Annotated in this window: 18 protein-coding genes; 10 read left to right on the top strand and 8 right to left on the bottom strand. The window is 58.5% G+C overall.

Annotated features, from left to right (window positions below; translation table 11 throughout):
- The first annotated feature begins 12 nt into the window (after nt 1-12).
- From ACERY3_RS07205 to ACERY3_RS07195, 3 genes are all read left to right on the top strand, one after another.
- Entirely contained in the window at nt 13-1,095 is a 1,083-nt protein-coding gene (locus ACERY3_RS07205; protein WP_373225360.1) for an HlyD family secretion protein, read from the top strand.
- Nucleotides 1,092-2,471 carry an efflux transporter outer membrane subunit gene (locus ACERY3_RS07200; protein WP_373225359.1) on the top strand — a complete coding sequence of 460 codons (1,380 nt, stop codon included), beginning with the start codon at nt 1,092-1,094 and terminating at the stop codon, nt 2,469-2,471. The genes ACERY3_RS07205 and ACERY3_RS07200 overlap by 4 nt, the downstream gene beginning before the upstream one ends.
- Before the next feature lie 75 nt (nt 2,472-2,546).
- Nucleotides 2,547-3,206, top strand: coding sequence for an O-methyltransferase (locus ACERY3_RS07195; protein WP_373225358.1), 660 nt, complete (start codon nt 2,547-2,549; stop codon nt 3,204-3,206).
- A 506-nt stretch (nt 3,207-3,712) separates the two neighbouring features.
- Here the strand turns inward: ACERY3_RS07195 and hrpA are convergent.
- Nucleotides 3,713-7,615: an ATP-dependent RNA helicase HrpA gene (gene hrpA / locus ACERY3_RS07190; protein ID WP_373225357.1), complete on the bottom strand. Its 3,903-nt coding sequence runs from the start codon at nt 7,613-7,615 to the stop codon at nt 3,713-3,715.
- 205 nt (nt 7,616-7,820) lie between these two features.
- Between hrpA and azoR the strand changes: the two genes are divergently transcribed.
- Together azoR and ACERY3_RS07180 are read left to right on the top strand one after the other, a co-directional pair.
- Nucleotides 7,821-8,426, top strand: coding sequence for an FMN-dependent NADH-azoreductase (gene azoR / locus ACERY3_RS07185; RefSeq protein WP_008502313.1), 606 nt, complete (start codon nt 7,821-7,823; stop codon nt 8,424-8,426).
- 89 nt (nt 8,427-8,515) lie between these two features.
- Nucleotides 8,516-9,202, top strand: a complete 687-nt coding sequence (locus ACERY3_RS07180; RefSeq protein WP_373225355.1) for an RluA family pseudouridine synthase — start codon at nt 8,516-8,518, stop codon at nt 9,200-9,202.
- A gap of 7 nt (nt 9,203-9,209) precedes the next feature.
- Here the strand turns inward: ACERY3_RS07180 and ACERY3_RS07175 are convergent, their stop codons facing one another.
- Nucleotides 9,210-9,749 (bottom strand): DUF2058 domain-containing protein, encoded by a 540-nt coding sequence (locus ACERY3_RS07175; protein WP_373225353.1) that lies wholly within the window; start codon nt 9,747-9,749, stop codon nt 9,210-9,212.
- Nucleotides 9,750-9,889: 140 nt separating this feature from the next.
- Between ACERY3_RS07175 and ACERY3_RS07170 the strand changes: the two genes are divergently transcribed.
- The 3 genes from ACERY3_RS07170 to ACERY3_RS07160 all read left to right on the top strand — a co-directional run bounded on the left by ACERY3_RS07170 (nt 9,890) and on the right by ACERY3_RS07160 (nt 12,516).
- Nucleotides 9,890-10,348 (top strand): GNAT family N-acetyltransferase, encoded by a 459-nt coding sequence (locus tag ACERY3_RS07170; protein WP_373225352.1) that lies wholly within the window; start codon nt 9,890-9,892, stop codon nt 10,346-10,348.
- Nucleotides 10,349-10,489: 141 nt separating this feature from the next.
- Nucleotides 10,490-11,464: a DUF1852 domain-containing protein gene (locus ACERY3_RS07165; protein WP_373225351.1), complete on the top strand. Its 975-nt coding sequence runs from the start codon at nt 10,490-10,492 to the stop codon at nt 11,462-11,464.
- Between the two features lie 23 nt (nt 11,465-11,487).
- On the top strand, nt 11,488-12,516 hold the full coding sequence (locus ACERY3_RS07160; protein ID WP_023311627.1) for a methionine synthase: 1,029 nt from the start codon (nt 11,488-11,490) through the stop codon (nt 12,514-12,516).
- A 4-nt stretch (nt 12,517-12,520) separates the two neighbouring features.
- On the opposite strand, the gene ACERY3_RS07155 is transcribed toward ACERY3_RS07160, so the two are convergent.
- Nucleotides 12,521-13,453: a LysR family transcriptional regulator gene (locus ACERY3_RS07155; protein WP_039262572.1), complete on the bottom strand. Its 933-nt coding sequence runs from the start codon at nt 13,451-13,453 to the stop codon at nt 12,521-12,523.
- 95 nt (nt 13,454-13,548) lie between these two features.
- On the opposite strand from ACERY3_RS07155, the gene ACERY3_RS07150 reads away from it, so the two are divergent.
- A complete protein-coding gene (locus tag ACERY3_RS07150) occupies nt 13,549-13,983 on the top strand; it encodes a DMT family transporter (RefSeq protein ID WP_032657293.1) in 435 nt (144 codons plus the stop codon).
- A 4-nt stretch (nt 13,984-13,987) separates the two neighbouring features.
- Complete coding sequence (locus ACERY3_RS07145) at nt 13,988-14,476, top strand: DMT family transporter (RefSeq protein WP_373225350.1); 489 nt, start codon at nt 13,988-13,990, stop codon at nt 14,474-14,476.
- A 41-nt stretch (nt 14,477-14,517) separates the two neighbouring features.
- Here the strand turns inward: ACERY3_RS07145 and ACERY3_RS07140 are convergent, their stop codons facing one another.
- Genes ACERY3_RS07140 through ACERY3_RS07120 form a run of 5 tightly spaced genes read right to left on the bottom strand, consistent with a single transcriptional unit; the run spans nt 14,518 to nt 17,987 of the window.
- Complete coding sequence (locus tag ACERY3_RS07140) at nt 14,518-15,051, bottom strand: DUF3833 domain-containing protein (RefSeq protein WP_033145464.1); 534 nt, start codon at nt 15,049-15,051, stop codon at nt 14,518-14,520.
- Nucleotides 15,048-15,569: a hypothetical protein gene (locus ACERY3_RS07135; protein ID WP_047061806.1), complete on the bottom strand. Its 522-nt coding sequence runs from the start codon at nt 15,567-15,569 to the stop codon at nt 15,048-15,050. The genes ACERY3_RS07140 and ACERY3_RS07135 overlap by 4 nt, the downstream gene beginning before the upstream one ends.
- Nucleotides 15,566-16,051 (bottom strand): DUF2878 domain-containing protein, encoded by a 486-nt coding sequence (locus ACERY3_RS07130; protein WP_032657304.1) that lies wholly within the window; start codon nt 16,049-16,051, stop codon nt 15,566-15,568. The genes ACERY3_RS07135 and ACERY3_RS07130 overlap by 4 nt, the downstream gene beginning before the upstream one ends.
- Nucleotides 16,048-17,268 carry a cyclopropane-fatty-acyl-phospholipid synthase family protein gene (locus ACERY3_RS07125; RefSeq protein WP_039262577.1) on the bottom strand — a complete coding sequence of 407 codons (1,221 nt, stop codon included), beginning with the start codon at nt 17,266-17,268 and terminating at the stop codon, nt 16,048-16,050. The genes ACERY3_RS07130 and ACERY3_RS07125 overlap by 4 nt, the downstream gene beginning before the upstream one ends.
- A complete protein-coding gene (locus ACERY3_RS07120; protein ID WP_224978861.1) occupies nt 17,265-17,987 on the bottom strand; it encodes a DUF1365 domain-containing protein in 723 nt (240 codons plus the stop codon). Before ACERY3_RS07120 ends, ACERY3_RS07125 begins: the two co-directional genes overlap by 4 nt.
- Between the last annotated feature and the right edge of the window lies 1 nt (nt 17,988).

The raw sequence follows: 17,988 nt of genomic DNA, 5'->3' as shown, positions 1-17,988 counted from the left end.
TCTGGAGAGTTTATGAGTCAGCAGGATGCCGCCAAAGAGCAGGCCAACACCCGCAAAAATGTGCGCATTGTTTCCGTTTTCACCGCCGCTGCCATCGGTATTGTCGGCGTGCTGGTGATCCTTTATGCGTGGCAGCTGCCGCCGTTCACCCGCCACGCGCAGTTTACCGACAACGCCTACGTGCGCGGTCAGACGACGTTCATCAGTCCCCAGGTAAATGGCTATATCACCGAGGTGAAGGTTCAGGACTTTGTACAGGTTAAAAAAGGCGACCTGCTGCTGCAGATTGATGACCGTATCTATCGTCAGCGCGTGCATCAGGCCGAGGCACAGCTGGCGATGAAAATTGCCGCGCTTAATAACAACCTGCAGCAGCGTAAAAGCGCCGAAGCGACGATCGCCAAAAACGACGCGGCGCTGAAAAATGCCCGCGCCCAGAGCCTGAAAACCCAGGCGGATTTAAAGCGCGTGAAGGATTTGACGGCGGACGGCTCGCTTTCCATTCGCGAGCGCGACGCGGCGCTGGCCAGCGCGGCCCAGGGCAGCGCCGACATCGAGCAGGCCAAAGCCTTGCTTGAGATGTCGCGTCAGGATCTGCAGACGGTAATTGTGAACCGCGGCGCGCTGGAGGCGGATGTCGAAAATGCGAAAGCGGCGCTGGAGCTGGCGCAAATTGACCTGCAAAACACCCGAATTACCGCCCCGCGCGACGGCCAGCTCGGCCAGATTGCCGTGCGTCTCGGGGCGTACGTGACCGCCGGGACCCATCTCACCACCCTTGTGCCTCCGCAGCACTGGGTGATCGCCAATATCAAAGAGACGCAGCTGGCGGAGCTGCGCGTCGGCCAGCCTGTCAAATTCACCGTCGATGCCCTGAACAACAAAGCGTATCAGGGCCGCGTGGAGAGCATCTCGCCGGCAACCGGAGTTGAATTCAGCGCCATCACGCCGGACAACGCCACCGGCAACTTTGTCAAAATCGCCCAGCGTATTCCGGTGCGCATCGAGGTGCTCGGCAAGCCTGAGGACTCCGCCCTGCTGCGTCCGGGCATGTCGGTGCAGGTGACGATTGATACGCGGGAGGGCAAACAATGACCCTTCGCCCGATAGCCGGTCTGGTGCTGGCGGTGACGCTGGCCGGATGCCAGTCCGTTGACGTAAAACCGGCGCAGCCGACGCTGCAAATCCCTGCGCAGTGGCGCGCCGATTCCGGTCCTGCCAGCCCGGCGGAGCAGCTCTGGTGGCGCAATTTTCATGACAACAACCTCAATCGCTATGTGGATCAGGCGCTAAAGAACAACAGCGACGTGCTGATCGCCCGCGAACGAATTAACGAGTATCAGGCGCGGGTCTTTGCGGCCGACGGCAGTCTGTTTCCGTCGCTTGACGCGGGCGTAACGGGGACGCGCGCCCGTTCCCAATCCGCCGCGACCGGGCTGCCGGTCTACGGCACGCTCTACAGAGGCAGCCTGACGGCGAGCTACGACGTCGATATCTGGGGCGTCAACCGCAGCACCGCCAATGCCGCCGAAGCCTCGCTGGCGGCGCAAAAAGCCGCCGCCGCCGCCGCGGATTTGACCGTCGCGTCTTCCGTTGCTTCCGGGTATGTCACCCTGCTCTCGCTTGACGAACAGCTGCGCGTGACCGAGTCCACGCTGAAATCACGCGAAGAGGCATTTAACCTCGCGAAACGTCAGTTTGAGACGGGCTACAGCTCGCGTCTGGAGCTGATGCAGTCGGATTCCGAACTTCGCTCAACGCGAGCGCAGGTTCCCGTGCTGCAGCATCAGATTGCACAGCAGGAGAACGCCCTCAGCCTGCTGCTGGGAAGCAATCCCGGCGCGGTAGCGCGCAGCGAAAGCTTTGAGGCGCTAACGCCGCTGACGCTGCCGTCACAGCTGCCTTCTACGCTCCTGAACCGTCGGCCGGATATCGTTCAGGCCGAACGCCAGCTGGTTGCGGCAGACGCCTCGCTTGCCGCGTCGCGCGCGAGCCTGCTGCCGTCGATCAACCTGACCGCCACAGGATCGATACAGGATCGCACCCTGTCCGGCCTGCTGGACAACCCGCTACAGCTCTGGAGCGTCGGGGGCAGTATTCTCTCCCCGCTGCTGAACCGCCAGGCGCTGAATGCGCAGGTGGATATTTCCCAGTCCCAGCGTAACCAGGCGCTGTACGCCTATGAAAAAACCGTGCGCAACGCGTTTGCCGAAGTGAACAACAGCCTAGATGCTATTACGCGCTATCAGGAACAGCTGACCGAGCTGCTTGCCCAGCAGGAGGTGGCGCAGGAGACGCTGCGCATTGCGCAGAACCGCAATCGCAACGGCTACTCCTCCTATCTGGACGTGCTGGACGCCCAGCGCACGCTGTACTCGGTGCAGACCAGCGTGGTGCAGGTGAAAAATAACCTGCTGCTGGCGCAGATCGATTTGTACAGGGCGCTGGGCGGCGGCTGGAAGAGCGCGTGAACCGCCTTGCGCGCTGATGCCCTCACCCCGATCCTCTCCCACAGGGAGAGGGAGAAAAATCCAGGGAGTCAATCTATGCATCAACAATGGTCTGCAGTAGATAATTACATGATTTCGTCGCTTATCCCTGACGATGACGTGCTGAGTCAGGTACTGGAAAACAACAAGCGCTCCGGGCTACCCGAACACGATGTTGCGGCCAATCAGGGGCAGCTGCTGGCGCTGTTCGTGCGCATGACCCAGGCAAGACGCATTCTTGAGATCGGGACGCTGGGCGCCTATAGCTCAATCTGGATGGCGCGCGCCCTGCCGCCGGACGGAAAGCTGATTACGCTCGAGGCTGACCCGACGCATGCCGATGTGGCCCGCCAGAATATTCACCTCGCGGGGCTGAACGATCGCATTGAACTGATTGAAGGCCCGGCGCTGAGCTCGCTGGAGAATTTCGCTGACGTTCCGCCGTTCGACCTGATCTTTATTGATGCCGATAAGCCAAACAATCCCGGCTATCTGGAGTGGGCGCTTCACTACTCCCGCCCGGGTACGGTGATTATCGGCGATAACGTGGTGCGCGATGGCGAAGTGATTAACGGGCAAAGCGACGACGCGCGCGTGCTGGGGGTGCGGCGTTTTATCGAGATGATTGGGGATAACCCGCGCCTGACCGCCACCGCGCTGCAAACGGTGGGGGTTAAGGGATGGGATGGGTTTACGCTGGCAATGGTGAACGGGTGAAAATTGTGCGGCCTGATGCCCTCACCCCGACCCTCTCCCACAGGGCTGAGGAATCCCCACAAAATAATGCCAGCACGGACGCCCCCCTCTCCCTTGAGGGAGAGGGCTGGGGTGAGGGGGAACATACAGATCTGGTGGTCATTCCGTTCACTTTTATGTTCCTTGCTACTCTGTAACGACATGACCGGTGAACGTGCCAGGGTGGCTCAGTCGCCACCACCCTGGCGACCCGGGCTCCCGGCGGTAAATCGCCGCTTCGCGGTGCCCTCGGCTTATTCCTTCCGGCTTATCGGGTACGGGCGGAGGTAACGTCCCTGTAAAGCCCGCCCTCTCGGCGCATCCCTGCGCCTCGCCCCGGCCGGAAGGCAAACGCCTCAGCGATTTACAGCCGGACCAGGGCGTCGCTGTAAGTCTTCAAACTTTCTGAAACAATGTTATAGCTTCTGTTTAATCATTACTGGGGATTCCTCAGTCCACAGAGAGAGGGAGAAAACCGGGCAAGAGTTTTAAGCGGAAATCAGCTCCATCGCCTGCAGGATACGCTTATCCGAAATCGGATACGGCGTACCGAGCTGCTGGGCAAAGAAGCTGACGCGCAGCTCCTCGATCATCCAGCGGATCGCCTGCACGTCTTCATCGTCGCGGCGCGCCGGCGGCAGCTTGTTTAACCACTGCTGCCACGCCTGCTGCACGCTCTCCACTTTCAGCATCTGCGCGCGATCGCGGTGCGGGTCGATAGCCATTTTTTCCAGACGTTTTTCAATCGCCTGCAGATAACGCAGCGTATCGCCCAGACGCTTAAAGCCGTTGCCGGTGACAAAGCCGCGATAGACTAGCCCCGCCATCTGCGCCTTCACGTCCGACAGCCCCAGCGCCATGGTCATATCCACGCGCCCCTTCAGGCGCTTGTTGATATTGAACACGGCGGTGAGGATCTGCTCGACCTGTTTGGCTATCTCCACCACGGTGTCGTTCAGCTCTGCGCGCACCTTTTCATGAAGCTGAGCAAAGCCCTCTTCCGTCCAGACCGGACCACCCGCCTCGTGGATCAGCTTGTCCACGCCGCAGGAGATGCAGTCGTCAATCAGATCCAGCACCTTGCCGTACGGGTTAAAGTACAGCCCGAGCTTGGCTTTGTTCGGCAGCTTCTCGTGCAGATACTTAATCGGCGACGGGATGTTCAGCAGCAGCAGGCGACGCAGCCCGCGCCACATCATCTGCTGCTGTTCCAGCGGGTTATCAAACAGTTTGATCGCCACGCTGTCGCGCTCGTCCACCAGCGCCGGCCAGGCTTTGACCTTATAGTTACCGCGTTTCTGTTCGTAGCTTTCCGGAAGCTGACCAAAGCTCCAGATGTGCAGCCCGCTCTGCTCGATACCGTCGTCCGCCACCGCAGACAGCGTTTCCTGAACTTTGCCTTTCAGCGCCTCTTTCAGCTCGCTCAGGGAGCGCCCTTCCAGCAGCTTTTTGTTTTTATCATCCACCACGCGGAAGCTGATTTTCAGGTGATCGGGCACCTGATCCCAGTTCCAGTCTTCGCGGTCGATGGTGGTGCCGGTCATGCGTCTGAACTCACGCTCCAGCGCGTCCAGCAGCGGCAGCTCCAGCGGCGTGACGCGGCCTAAAAACGCTTCCGCATAGTTTGGCGCAGGCACAAAGTTACGGCGCACCGGTTTCGGCAGGGATTTGATCAGCGCAATCACCAGCTCGCGGCGCAGGCCGGGGATTTGCCATTCAAACCCGCCCTCATCGACCTGGTTTAGCAGCGGCAGCGGAATATGAACGGTCACGCCGTCCGCGTCGGCACCCGGTTCAAACTGATAGGTCAGACGCAGCTTGAGGTTGCCCTGATGCCAGAAGTTCGGGTAGTCGAGCTTGCTGACCGACTCCGCCCCCTCTTTAATCAGCATGCTCTTTTCGAAGTTGAGCAGGTCCGGCGTCTCTTTGCTGGCCTTCTTCCACCAGCTGTCGAAGTGGCGGGCGGAAATAACATCGTGGCTGATGCGCTGGTCGTAAAACTCAAACAGCGCCTCGTCGTCCACCAGAATGTCGCGGCGGCGGGACTTGTGCTCAAGCTCCTCCACTTCCGCGCGCAGCTTCAGGTTTTCGCGGAAGAAGGCGTGGCGCGTCTGCCAGTCTCCCTCCACCAGCGCGTGGCGGATAAACAGCTCGCGGCTGAGCGCCGGGTCAATCTGGCTGTAGTTGACCTTACGCGCGGCGACCACCGGCAGGCCGTAAACGGTCACTTTTTCGGTCGCCATTACCGCTCCCTGCGCGCGCTCCCAGTGCGGCTCGCTGTACGAGCGTTTCAGCAGGTGCTGCGCCACCGGCTCGACCCATTCCGGATCGATACGCGCGGCAATGCGCCCCCACAGGCGGCTGGTTTCCACCAGCTCGGCGACCATGGTCCATTTCGGCGGCTTCTTGAACAGGCCGGAACCGGGGAAGATGGAGAAACGGGCGTTGCGCGCGCCGGTATACTCCTGCTTTTCGGCGTCCTTCATCCCAATGTGGGACAGCAGGCCGGTCAGCAGCGCGATATGAATCTCGCGGTACTCCGCAGGCTCGCTGTTGACCGGAATGCCCAGCTCTTTCACCACCTGGCGCAGCTGGGTGTAGATATCCTGCCACTCGCGCACGCGCAGGTAGTTGAGGAAATCCACGCGGCACTGGCGGCGGAACTGGTTCGAGGAGAGCGCTTTCTGCTGCTCACCGAGATAGTTCCACAGGTTCACGAAGGCGAGGAAGTCGGACTCTTTGTCGTGGAAGCGACGATGCTTTTCATCAGACGCCTGCTGTTTGTCCATCGGACGCTCGCGCGGGTCCTGAATGGAGAGCGCCGAGGTAATGATCATCGCCTCGCGCACGCAGCCGTGCTTCTGCGCTTCCAGCACCATACGGGCCAGACGCGGATCCACCGGCAGCTGGCTTAGCTGGCGGCCGAGCGGCGTCAGCTTGTAGACCGTCGCCTGCTCGTCGGTGGTAATGGCGCCGAGTTCTTCCAGCAGACGCACGCCGTCCTGAATGTTGCGTTTGTCCGGCGCTTCGACGAACGGGAACGCCGCGATGTCGCCCAGCCCCAGCGCGGTCATCTGCAGGATAACGGACGCCAGGTTGGTGCGCAGAATTTCCGGGTCGGTGAACTCCGGGCGCGACAGGAAATCATCTTCGGAATAGAGACGAATACAGATCCCTTCCGACACGCGGCCGCAGCGGCCTTTACGCTGGTTGGCGGATGCCTGAGACACCGGCTCAATCGGCAGCCGCTGAACCTTCGTACGGTAGCTGTAGCGGCTGATGCGCGCCGTGCCCGGGTCGATCACGTATTTGATCCCCGGTACGGTCAGCGAGGTTTCCGCCACGTTGGTCGCCAGAACGATGCGTCGCCCGCCGTGCGGCTGGAATACGCGGTTCTGCTCGCTGTTTGACAGGCGCGCGTAAAGCGGCAGGATCTCCGTATGGCGCAGGTCGCGCTTGCTGAGCGCATCGGCGGTATCGCGGATTTCGCGCTCGCCGCTCATGAAGATCAGGATGTCGCCCGCACTTTCGTTGCCCAGCTCGTCAACGGCGTCGAAGATAGCCTGCAGCTGGTCGCGCTCGGTATCGTCGGCATCTTCCACAATCGGGCGATAGCGCACTTCCACCGGATACGTTCGTCCTGACACCTCGATAATCGGCGCATTGTTGAAATGCTTTGAGAAGCGCTCAGGGTCGATGGTCGCGGAGGTGATGATGATTTTCAGATCCGGGCGACGCGGCAGCAGCTCTTTCAGATAGCCGAGCAGGAAGTCGATGTTCAGGCTGCGCTCGTGCGCTTCGTCAATGATGATGGTGTCGTACTGCATCAGCAGACGATCCTGCTGGATTTCCGCCAGCAGAATACCGTCGGTCATCAGCTTGACCATGGTGTTATCGCTAACGTGGTCGCTGAATCGCACCTTGTAACCGATGCAGCCGCCCGGCTCCGTCTGCAGCTCTTCGGCAATACGGTTCGCCACGGTGCGCGCCGCCAGTCGACGCGGCTGGGTGTGGCCAATAAGCCCTTTTAGCCCGCGCCCCAGCTCCATACAGATTTTCGGCAGCTGGGTGGTTTTCCCCGAGCCGGTTTCCCCCGCGACAATCACCACCTGGTGGTCGCGGACGGCCTCAAGGATGTCCTGTTTTTTCTGGCTGACGGGCAGGTTTTCCGGGTAGGTAATTGCCGGACGCGCGGCTTCGCGCAGCACAACTTTCCCTGCCGCCTGTTCAATCTCTTTCGCCATCTCCTGGTAAATGGCCTGTTGTGCATCAGGATTTTTAACCTTCTTCACACCGTGCAGACGGCGGGCAAAGCGCTGTTTATCGCGCAGCATCAGAGAATCAAGCTGTTGCAGGAGCATCGGGAAGGTTAATTTTTGTTGTTCTGTCATAGCGTTAAAGGGCAGTACACGCCCTGATAAACTCTCTTTTTAATGATTGCTATAGAGTACCACATTGACGTCTTTCGCGCCTTATTCAAAAAATTCGAACATAGGCTTCGATATATTGCGCTATCTCTGTGGCAGGATTGTGAATAGAGTGTCAACAAGCAACGGGGCAACCCCCTTCAATCAAATGCAACAACAGGAATCACCCATGAGCAAAGTATTAGTTTTGAAATCCAGTATTCTGGCAGGGTACTCTCAGTCTGGTCAGCTGTCTGATTACTTCGTTGAACAGTGGCGTGAACAGCATTCCGCTGACGAAATCACCGTGCGTGACCTGGCTGCAAACCCAATTCCTGTGCTGGACGGCGAGCTGGTTGGCGCGCTGCGCCCAAGCGATGCACCGCTGTCTCCACGTCAGCAGGAAGCCCTGGCCCTGTCCGACGAGCTGATTGCTGAGCTGCAGGCGCACGACGTTATCGTCATCAACGCCCCAATGTACAACTTCAACATCCCTACCCAGCTGAAGAACTACTTCGACCTGGTGGCGCGCGCTGGCGTAACCTTCCGTTACACCGAGAACGGCCCTGAAGGTCTGGTGAAAGGTAAACGTGCGATCGTCCTGACCAGCCGTGGCGGTATCCATAAAGACACCCCAACCGACCTGGTTGCGCCGTACCTGAGCCTGTTCCTGGGCTTCATCGGCATCACTGACGTGAACTTCGTGTTCGCTGAAGGTATCGCTTACGGTCCGGAAGTGGCAACCAAAGCGCAGACCGATGCGAAAGCCGCCATCGACAGCCTGGTAGCAGCCTAAGATTTTGCCCTCTCACCGCCTGGTGGGAGGGTTTTTCTTTTCCCCGCATTTCGTTATCATCCGCTCCCACTCTCAAGCCGGGCGGCCTGATGTCTGCGATTATTGATTCTTTTATTGCCCCACCGTGTCACGACGACATTCAGATCCTCTGGCAGGATGAACATCTGCTGCTGATCGATAAGCCTTCCGGTCTGCTCAGCCTCTCGGGCAAAAATCCGCAAAACCTTGATTCCGTCCATTATCGTCTGGTCCAGACGTACCCCGGCTGCACGCTGGTACACCGTCTGGATTTCGGCACGTCCGGGCTGATGGTGGTTGCGCGCAATAAGGCCATCAACGCGGCGCTGTGCCAGCAGTTCAGCCAGCGCAGCGTGGAGAAGATCTACAGCGCCCTGCTTTGCGGCCATGTGGAAAACGACGAGGGAATAATAGACGCGCCAATTGCCAAAGACCCGGCGCTGTTCCCGCTGATGTCGATTTGCGCCATCAACGGAAAACCCGCCCGCTCCCGCTATCGGGTGGTGGAACGGTTTTATCAGGGTACGGGACTGCCGTTAACGCGGGTGATACTTACGCCGGAGACCGGGCGAACCCATCAGCTGCGTATTCACTGTCAGCAGCTGGGGCACCCGATTCTGGGCTGCGATCTGTATGGCGGTCTTGAAGCGCCGGGGGCGGAGAAAACGCCCCGGCTGATGCTGCATGCAAGCGAACTGAATTTTATTCATCCCATGAGCGGAGAGCCGGTTAACGCCCGTCACGCCGCCCCGTTCTGAATGCGGTTTACCACATCAAATCGTCAGGGATTTTGAAGTCCGCGTACGGATCGTCTTCGTCCTGCTCTTCCTGACTTAGCGCGCTGTTTAACACGATGCTGTCGGCATCGCGCTGGGCAATTTTATCGGCCACCACCGCCGGAATAATCGCGTATTCACAGTCGCCGCTGGCGTTAATGACCAGACGGGCAATCGCCAGACGGCCATTAATCAGCTGAGTCTGGGTTTGCTTGTCGACGTCGATTTTTTTGATCAGATTGCCGTCGGTGAAGTTAAAGGTGATGTTACCTTTCGCCACGGTGATGCGGTTCATCTCAATCAGCTGCTTCACCTGTGCCTTAAACTCTTTCGCCAGCACGGCCTGCTTCTGCTGCTCGCTCAGCAGCTTGTCGCGCTCGATCTGCGCTTTCTTGTTCTCTTCTACCGCTTCCCGAGCCTCGCGCGCCTGAACGCGTGATTTCTTTGCCGTGCGCTGCACTTTCGCCGCTTTTTTGCTGCTGACTAAGCCCGCTTTCAGCATCTGCTCTTGTAAGGTGAGTTTTGTCATGATCGTTTCTAAACCGGTTGGAAATTTTGGGGATTATAGCGTCATTAAGCCCGTGCCGAAACATAAGTAAAACATAGGACAACGCACCTTAACTGTCTGATAATTTGGCGGCTGCTAAATAAAGCACACTGGAAACGCCCATGATAACGATTAAAGCAGCCGACCTGCACGCGCTTGAATCCCAACGTCTCATTGAAAATCTGTCATCAGAACTGGCGGCTATAACCGGGGATGGCGGTACGCGACATTTTAACGTCGACGCCATGACGACCGAACGCGCACTGTGGGTTGTCGCTAAAAATGAAAAAGGTGGCGCCGTGGGATGTGCGGCATTGCGCCCGCTCTCCGAACAGGTTGCCGAGCTTAAACGAATGTACTCCGACCGAAGCGAACCCGGCATTGGTCAGGCTTTACTGGCTTTCCTCGAAGCCTCTGCGCAACGTTTAGGCTACAGTGAAATCTGGCTTGAAACACGAAAAGTGAACAGGCGCGCTGTGAATTTCTATGAGAGGAATGGCTACAGCGTTATCGATAACTATGGCTTCTACATCGACAGGCAAGAAGCCGTCTGTTTCGCTAAAAAACTCATGATGACCTAACGCGGTCGTAATATGTGATCAACATCATGAACTTCGCTCATGTTGCATTGAAATTAAGTCACTTCCCCTGCGCCGCGGGCTCAGGCATAAATTATGCATCGGTAACTTCTTAGCAACATGAACTTAGGATGCATAACCACAATGAGCAAAGCTTTCACATATACCCTTAAGCGCAGTTGCTTCGATGAGAATTACAACCCGTCAGAAAATACGCGTACGACCACCAACTTTGCCAACCTGGCGCGCGGGGAAAAGCGTCAGGAAAACCTGCGCAATACGCTGGTGATGATCAACAACCGCTTTAATGCTCTGGCGCGCTGGGATAACCCAAACGCCGATCGCTACGCGGTTGAGCTGGAAATCATCTCTGTCGACTTGAACATTGGCGCGGAAAAACCGTTCCCGGCCATTGAGATATTGCAAACCACGATTGTCGACAAAAAAAATAACAAGCGTATCCCTGGCATCGTCGGGAATAACTTCTCTTCTTACGTGCGGGATTATGATTTCAGCGTGCGACTTCTGGAACACAACAAGAACCAGCAGCACTTCAGCATTCCGGAAAAGTTTGGCGAACTGCACGGCAATATTTTCCGCCACTTTGTGAGCTCGCCGGAATACAAAGAGAACTTCAGCAAGGGTCCGGTGATCTGCCTGAGCGTCTCCAGCAAAGACACCTACCGCCGCAACGGTAACCAGCATCCTGTGCTGGGCGTTGAATATCAGCCGGATGGCGAGTCGCTGACGGAACAGTACTTCGCGAAGATGGGCCTGCAGGTTCGCTATTTCATGCCGGAAAACAGCGTGGCGCCTTTCGCGTTCTTCTTTACCGGGGATTTGCTGAGTGACTACACCGATCTGGAGCTGATTGCCACCATCAGCACGATGGAGACGTTCCAGAAAATCTATCGCCCGGAAATTTATAACGCAAACTCGGCGGCGGGACTGTGCTACCGACCGGATCTGAACCAGCAGGATCACTCCTTAACCAAAATTGTTTATGACCGGGAAGAGCGTAGCCGACTGGCGATTGAACAGGGTCGCTTTACCGAAGCGTACTTTATTAAGCCTTACCAACACATTCTTGAGCAGTGGTCTGATAACTACACGCTTTAATTCATCAAAAAAGGTCTTTTATTATGAAAACATTGCTCCCGACTTCTACGGCTGGCAGCCTGCCTAAGCCGACCTGGCTTGCACAACCTGAAACGCTGTGGTCACCCTGGAAATTACAGGATCAGGAACTCCTGGCGGGTAAACAGGACGCGCTGCGCCTGTCTCTGGATGAGCAGATCCGCGCGGGTATCGATATCGTCAGCGACGGAGAACAGACCCGCCAGCACTTCGTCACCACCTTTATTGAACACCTGAGCGGCGTGGATTTTGAAAATCGCCAGACGGTGCGCATTCGTAACCGCTACGACGCCAGCGTGCCGACCGTTGTTTCAGCCGTAGCGCGTCAGAAACCGGTATTCGTGGACGATGCGAAGTACCTGCGTCAGCTCACGGACAAGCCGATCAAATGGGCGCTGCCCGGGCCAATGACCATGATCGACACCCTTTACGACGCGCACTATAAAAGCCGCGAAAAGCTGGCCTGGGAATTCGCCAAAATCCTCAATCAGGAAGCGCGTGAGTTAGAGGCCGCAGGCGTGGATATTATCCAGTTTGATGAACCGGCATTTAACGTCTTTTTTGACGAGGTGAACGACTGGGGTATCGCCGCGCTGGAGCGCGCCATTGAAGGGCTGAAGTGCGAAACCGCGGTACACATCTGCTACGGCTACGGCATCAAAGCCAATACGGACTGGAAAAAGACGCTCGGCTCAGAGTGGCGCCAGTACGAAGAGGCCTTCCCCAAGCTGCAGACCTCTAACATCGACATTATCTCCCTGGAGTGCCACAACTCCCGCGTGCCGATGGATCTGCTGGAGCTGATCCGCGGTAAAAAGGTGATGGTCGGCGCGATTGATGTGGCAACCAACGCCGTTGAAACGCCGGAGGAAGTCGCCGATACGCTGCGTAAAGCGCTGCAGTTCGTCGATGCCGACAAGCTTTACCCGTCAACCAACTGCGGCATGGCTCCGCTTTCACGCCAGGTGGCTAACGGCAAGCTGAAAGCGCTCAGCGCTGGCGCAGAGATTATCCGCAAGGAGCTCGGCGCGTAATCCCTTACGTTTGCCAGTAGAGCGGCGTACCGAAAAACGCCACGTAATAATCAATCACCGCCCTGACGTTCAGGGGCGGATGACGTGCGTTAGGATAGATCGCCGCAATATTGAGTTGCTCCGTGTTGATGGCGCACGCCATTTCCGGCATAAGGGCGATCAGCTCGCCCCGCTTCAGCCTGTCGCCAATCAGCCAGTCCGGAAACAGGACGATCCCCATCCCACCCAGCGCGGCAATGAGCAGCGACTCCGCATTATTGGACGTCATCAGCGGCGCGACGGGATAATGCACCCAATTCTCCCCTTTGCGCCGCACGAGCCAGCGGTTAGGCCCGGACGAACCGCGATAGACCAGACATTTGTGCTGGCTCAGTTCGGTCGGGTCGGCCGGGACGCCGTGTTGACGCAGATACGCGGGCGACGCGGCGAGGTGGTAGCGCTGCTGCCCAAAAACACGGGCGTGGAACGTCGAATCCGTCAGCGTGCCGATGCGGAAGATGAGATCGGCGGCATCCCGGTGCGGGTCGATAAAGTCATCGGTCAGCGTCAGCTCAATGGTTAACCGTGGATAACGCTCGGCCAGACCTGCCAGTCCGGGCGCAACGTGTCTCTGTCCAAAAAATACCGGCCCGTTTATGCGGACCGTGCCGGAGGGTTCGGTCGAACGTTCATCCAGCTCACGACGCGCCTCTTCGAAGTTATCGACCATCGCCCGGGCATAGCGGATAAACAGATGCCCGCTTTCCGTGGGGATCACCGCCCGGGTATTGCGATAGAACAGCTGCTGGCCGAGCGCGTCCTCAAGCTGATGAACAATGCGCGACACCTGCGAGGCAGAGATTCCCTCTCGTCGCGCGACGACGGAAAAGTTCTGCGTTTCATAGACGGCAATAAACAGCAGCAGTGAGCGAAGGTTCATGCTTCCGGCATCTGACATTAATGCATTTCCTGCAAAGGTGTTTCCTGCATTATGGCATTTTTCTCACGGGTCTACCGACGTAATCTTCTTCGCCTGAAAACGGAGGAAGCGTAATGCAGTTTGTTTTGATTTTACTGGTGATTGCCGGCGGGATGGGCCTCTCCGTCGAGGCGGGGCTACTGGGGCCATTAGGGGGAGAAGTGGGCGATTTATGGGCGACGTTCAGCATTTTTGGCGTCGGCGCCGCGCTGACGTTTCTGCTGATGCTGTTTTTCAGCCCGCGTAACAGCCCGTCGTTTTTCGCCCAGCCCGGCTGGCAGCTGCTCGGCGGCGTGCTTGGCCCTGTTTACGTGGTCATTCTGACGATCGCCACGCCGACCATCGGCATCGCTCTGACGATGATTGGCATTCTGGCTGGTCAGGTTTTTAAAAGCCTGATCATTGACCACTTTGGCCTGCTGGGTACGCCGCACAGGAAGATAAACGCAAAACGTATCGTGGCGCTGGTTTTTATTATTGCGGCACTGGTTCTGGTCGCGCAGGGGTGATGATATGACGCTGATAATGATTCTTCTGGCCGTCTGCGGCGGCGCAACGCTGAGCATTCAGGCCGCGATTAACGGGCAGCTCGGCAGCAATGTCGGGGTATTTAAAAGCGCGTTTCTGACGTTTTCCGTCGGCGCGCTGATAACCGCCCTGCTCATTTTCTTCTTTGAACCGAAGCAGGCGGTCACGCTGCTGGACGTGCCGAAATGGCAGCTCATCGGGGCGATGTTCGGCGTGCCTTACATTGTGATCATGGTCGTGGCGGTGCAGCGCATCGGCACCGCCGTCGCCGCGGTGGCGGTGATATTCGGCCAGCTCGCCATGAGTATGTTGATTGATAACTTTGGCTGGCTGGGCAATGCCGCCATTCCGTTTTCACCGAGCCGTCTGGGGGCAATTGTCTGCCTGGGGATTGCGCTTGTTTTCATTTACTCGGGCAGTAAAGCCCGCTCAGCGAGCACGGACATCCCCTCGCCCCTTCGGGGAGAGGGTTAGGGTGAGGGGAACATACCGCAGTGATGGTCATTCCGGTCACTTTACGTTCCCTGCGACTTTGTAAAGAACAGCGTCACCGTGGCGACGGTGACGCCCAGCTTCTTCATCTCGGTTTTGTTAAACAGATGCGTCTCATCCTGCAAATACATCCAGTCGTCGAAGTTCAGTAGCCAGGTGCTGCCGTTGGCCTTCACGTTCATGCTGTAATGCCAGTTAAAGGCGTTGCCTGCGGCCTGCCCCGTGGCAACGCCTTCAATGTCCCCTGCCGTTCCCTCGTAGCGGTCGTTCCCCACGCGCCGGATGTGCCAGACCCGCTGCTGCTTCTCGCCATCGTCGTAGACGAAGTGCTCGTTGAGCGTCAGCGTATCGCCGATAACGTCTCCGGCAATCTCAACGTGGAAACGGCGGATCTGCTTGCCGCTGCGATCCTGCACCATCCCCCACGCTTCGGTTTTGCCCTGGAAGTAGTGAAAGATATCAAGCCGCGGCTGCTGCTGGCGATACTCGGCCACCTCAGTGCTACAGCCCGCCAGCAGCATTGTGAATGCCAGCGCCATCATCAGGATACGTTTCATTTTTGGCCTCCGATTAACTGCTGACGCAGCTCAGGATATTGCGTTCGGGGATCGAGCCAGATGGCCAGAAAACGGGTGCTGAACGCTTCCGACTGGCGCGCTCCGAGTGGAATAAAGGATGTTTGCGCCGCTGACGCGCGATACCAGAACTGCCCCTGCTTATCGTTGAGAACAAACGCCAGCTGTGAGCCCGGGCGGACATCCGGCCAAAGGGACTGGAGCATCCGCAGCCAGGCTTCGCTTTGCGGCTCCTGGGCCAGGATCCCCTGCGCCTGCCACTGGTCGCGGGTCGCCTCAACCAGTTCATCGCGATCGATGTCGCGCGCATAGGTAATAATGAGCGCCTGATCCTGGTCCCGGCTGTAACGGCCGTCCGGGGTGCGCAGCTGGGAGGTGTAGACGGTGAAAGGTCCCCAGGTGAGCGTGGCGTCACCCACCTTCCGCCAGGCAAGCCAGTCGGCGGCCTGGGCAACCGGAACAACCAGCGTCAGCCAAAGCAGCAAAACCACAGATCTCATTTTTGTCTCCCCATCAGCAGGTGGAAAAACAGCATCAACACCAGCCAGCCCGGCGCCATCCAGCTCACGACGATAAAGGTCGGCTCCAGAAACGTGATGCCCCCCAGCCGCTCGCCGAACAGGTAGGCCACCGGTCCGCCCACGGCGGCCAGCAGGGTCAGCAGCCAGCCGGGTAGCGTGGTGGTACGCGTCAGCTGCGTCCAGACGGTGGCGAACATCAGCCACAGTGCCACCATCCATAACGGCATCAGGGACTCGCCCGTAAAGGCAATCAGCCCGGTCAGGGCCCAGAGTGCGTCCAGCAGACTGCCCGCCGCGGCCAGCCCAATGGCGTAAAACCGGTAAGCAGGCGGCAAGAGCAGGCACGCCAGGATCGCCAGCGCGAGCCAGATAATCAGGCCCTGTTCGCGAAAGAGCACCACCAGCGCCCAGTAGAGATCGAACGCGACGGCGAGCAGGAAGACCTGAAGGTAACGTCTCATACGCGCTCGGCGGTCAGCTGCACCACGCTGATGGTGCGAGCGTTAAACCCGGCCTCACAGTAGCCAAAGTAGTACAGCCACATGCGGCGGAACCGTTCATCGAAGCCGAGCTTTTCAATCTCCTGCCAGGCGTGGACAAAGCGCTGCCGCCAGTGGGCCAGCGTGCGGGCGTAGTCGGGGCCCATGTCGAAAAGATTGCGGACCACGAAATCGGTGTGGCGCGTCATCAGCTCGTTCATCGCGGTGATGCTCGGCAAGAATCCGCCCGGGAAAATGTAGCGCTGGATAAAATCGACGCTTTTGCTGTAGTCGCGATAGCGCTGGTCCTGAATGGTAATGGCCTGAATCGCCATCCGTCCTCCGGGGCGCAGCCGCGCCTGGCAGGTGCGGAAGAACGTGGGCAGGTAGCGTTGCCCGACGGCTTCAATCATCTCGATTGAGACCAGCTTGTCGTACTGTCCGGTGAGGTCGCGATAGTCGCAGAGCAGTACCTCAACGCGATCCTGCAACCCCGCGCGGGCGATCCGCTCTGTCGCCCAGCTATATTGCTCCTGCGACAGCGTGGTGGTGGTCACCCGACAGCCGTAATGACGCGCCGCGTATTCCGCCATCGCGCCCCAGCCGGTGCCAATTTCCAGCAGGTGGTCACCCGGACTTAGCGCCAGCTGGTCACACAGGCGCGCCATTTTGGCCTGCTGGGCCGCCGTGAGATCCTGCTCGTCAGCGGTAAATAGCGCGCTGGAATAGAGCAGCTCTTGATCCAGAAAATGGGCGTAAAAGGTATTGCCCAGATCGTAATGGGCGGCAATATTTTCGCGCGCCTGCATGCGGGAGTTACGCCGCGTCCAGTGGCGTATCCGCTCCAGCGGCCTGCCGAGCAGACGGAACCCGTTTTCCAGACGGCCAAGCACCTCGCCGTTTATCGCGAGCAGCTCCAGAAGCGGCGTAAGGTGCGCAGTTTCCCATTCGCCGTCCATCCAGGCTTCTGCCGCAGCAAGGCTCCCGCCCGTTAAGACGCGCCAGTAGACGCCGGGCGTGAGGATCTGCACGTCGGCATGCAGCGCGGAGGACGTCTCGCCAAAATGGAAGGTCTGCGCCCCTTCACGCAGCGTGAGCGAGCCGCCGCGGATACCGCTTAACAGACGAAACAGCAGCCATCGCGCGATGCGGACGTTGCGCGGGATATCGGGTTCTAACGCAAAGACGGGATCGGTCATGAGCGTTCACTCCTGCTGACGGGATGGTTATACAGCGGCACGCGCTTGAGCCACAGGCGCAGCGCCTGCCAGTAAATGGCAAAAACGGTTTTCAGGGTCATGAGCGGAATGCGCAGCAACAGCGAGCGCAGCGCGGAGCGCGTCAAAGGCTCCCGGCGCAGCGCGAGCGTGGCGTCAAAGACCTTCGCTTCCTGATGATTTTCAATGTGCATATGCAGCGTGTTATCCGGGTCGTTAAAGCGCCAGTGGTAGATCATGTCCATCGGGTTGAAGGGGGAAACGTGAAACGCTTTTTCCGTCGGCTGCGCATCCTGTCCGTTGACGGCATAGTAATGGCGTTCATTCCACGGCGTGTTGCGAACCTCCGCCAGCACCCAGCGCAGCGTCCCCTTCCCGTCGTAGCAGTAGTAAAAGTTGACCGGATTGAAATGAAAGCCGAAATAGCGCAGCTGCGTCAGGAGCATCACCCGCCCGTCCGGACGTTCCCCGGTCAGGCTCTCCAGCCTGCTCAGCACGTTCTCTTTGAGCGGCGCGCCGAGCGGATAGTCCGCGTCGTGGAACGATGCGCCGGCAAAGCGATTGCGCCGCACGCCGACGGACGGCAGCAGCGGTAGTTCATCGAGATCCAGCCAGGCCATAAAGACGCTGTAGCTGAATTCATGGGTTTTCGGCTGAAGGCGGCGGTGGCGTAATACGCCGTGGTAGAGGCAGCTGTTCATC

The organism is Enterobacter cloacae complex sp. ESBL7, from assembly GCF_041679625.1.
GTDB lineage: Bacteria > Pseudomonadota > Gammaproteobacteria > Enterobacterales > Enterobacteriaceae > Enterobacter > Enterobacter asburiae_B.
Note: the sequence above shows the minus strand (reverse complement) of the source record. Positions and strands in the feature narration are given on the sequence as shown.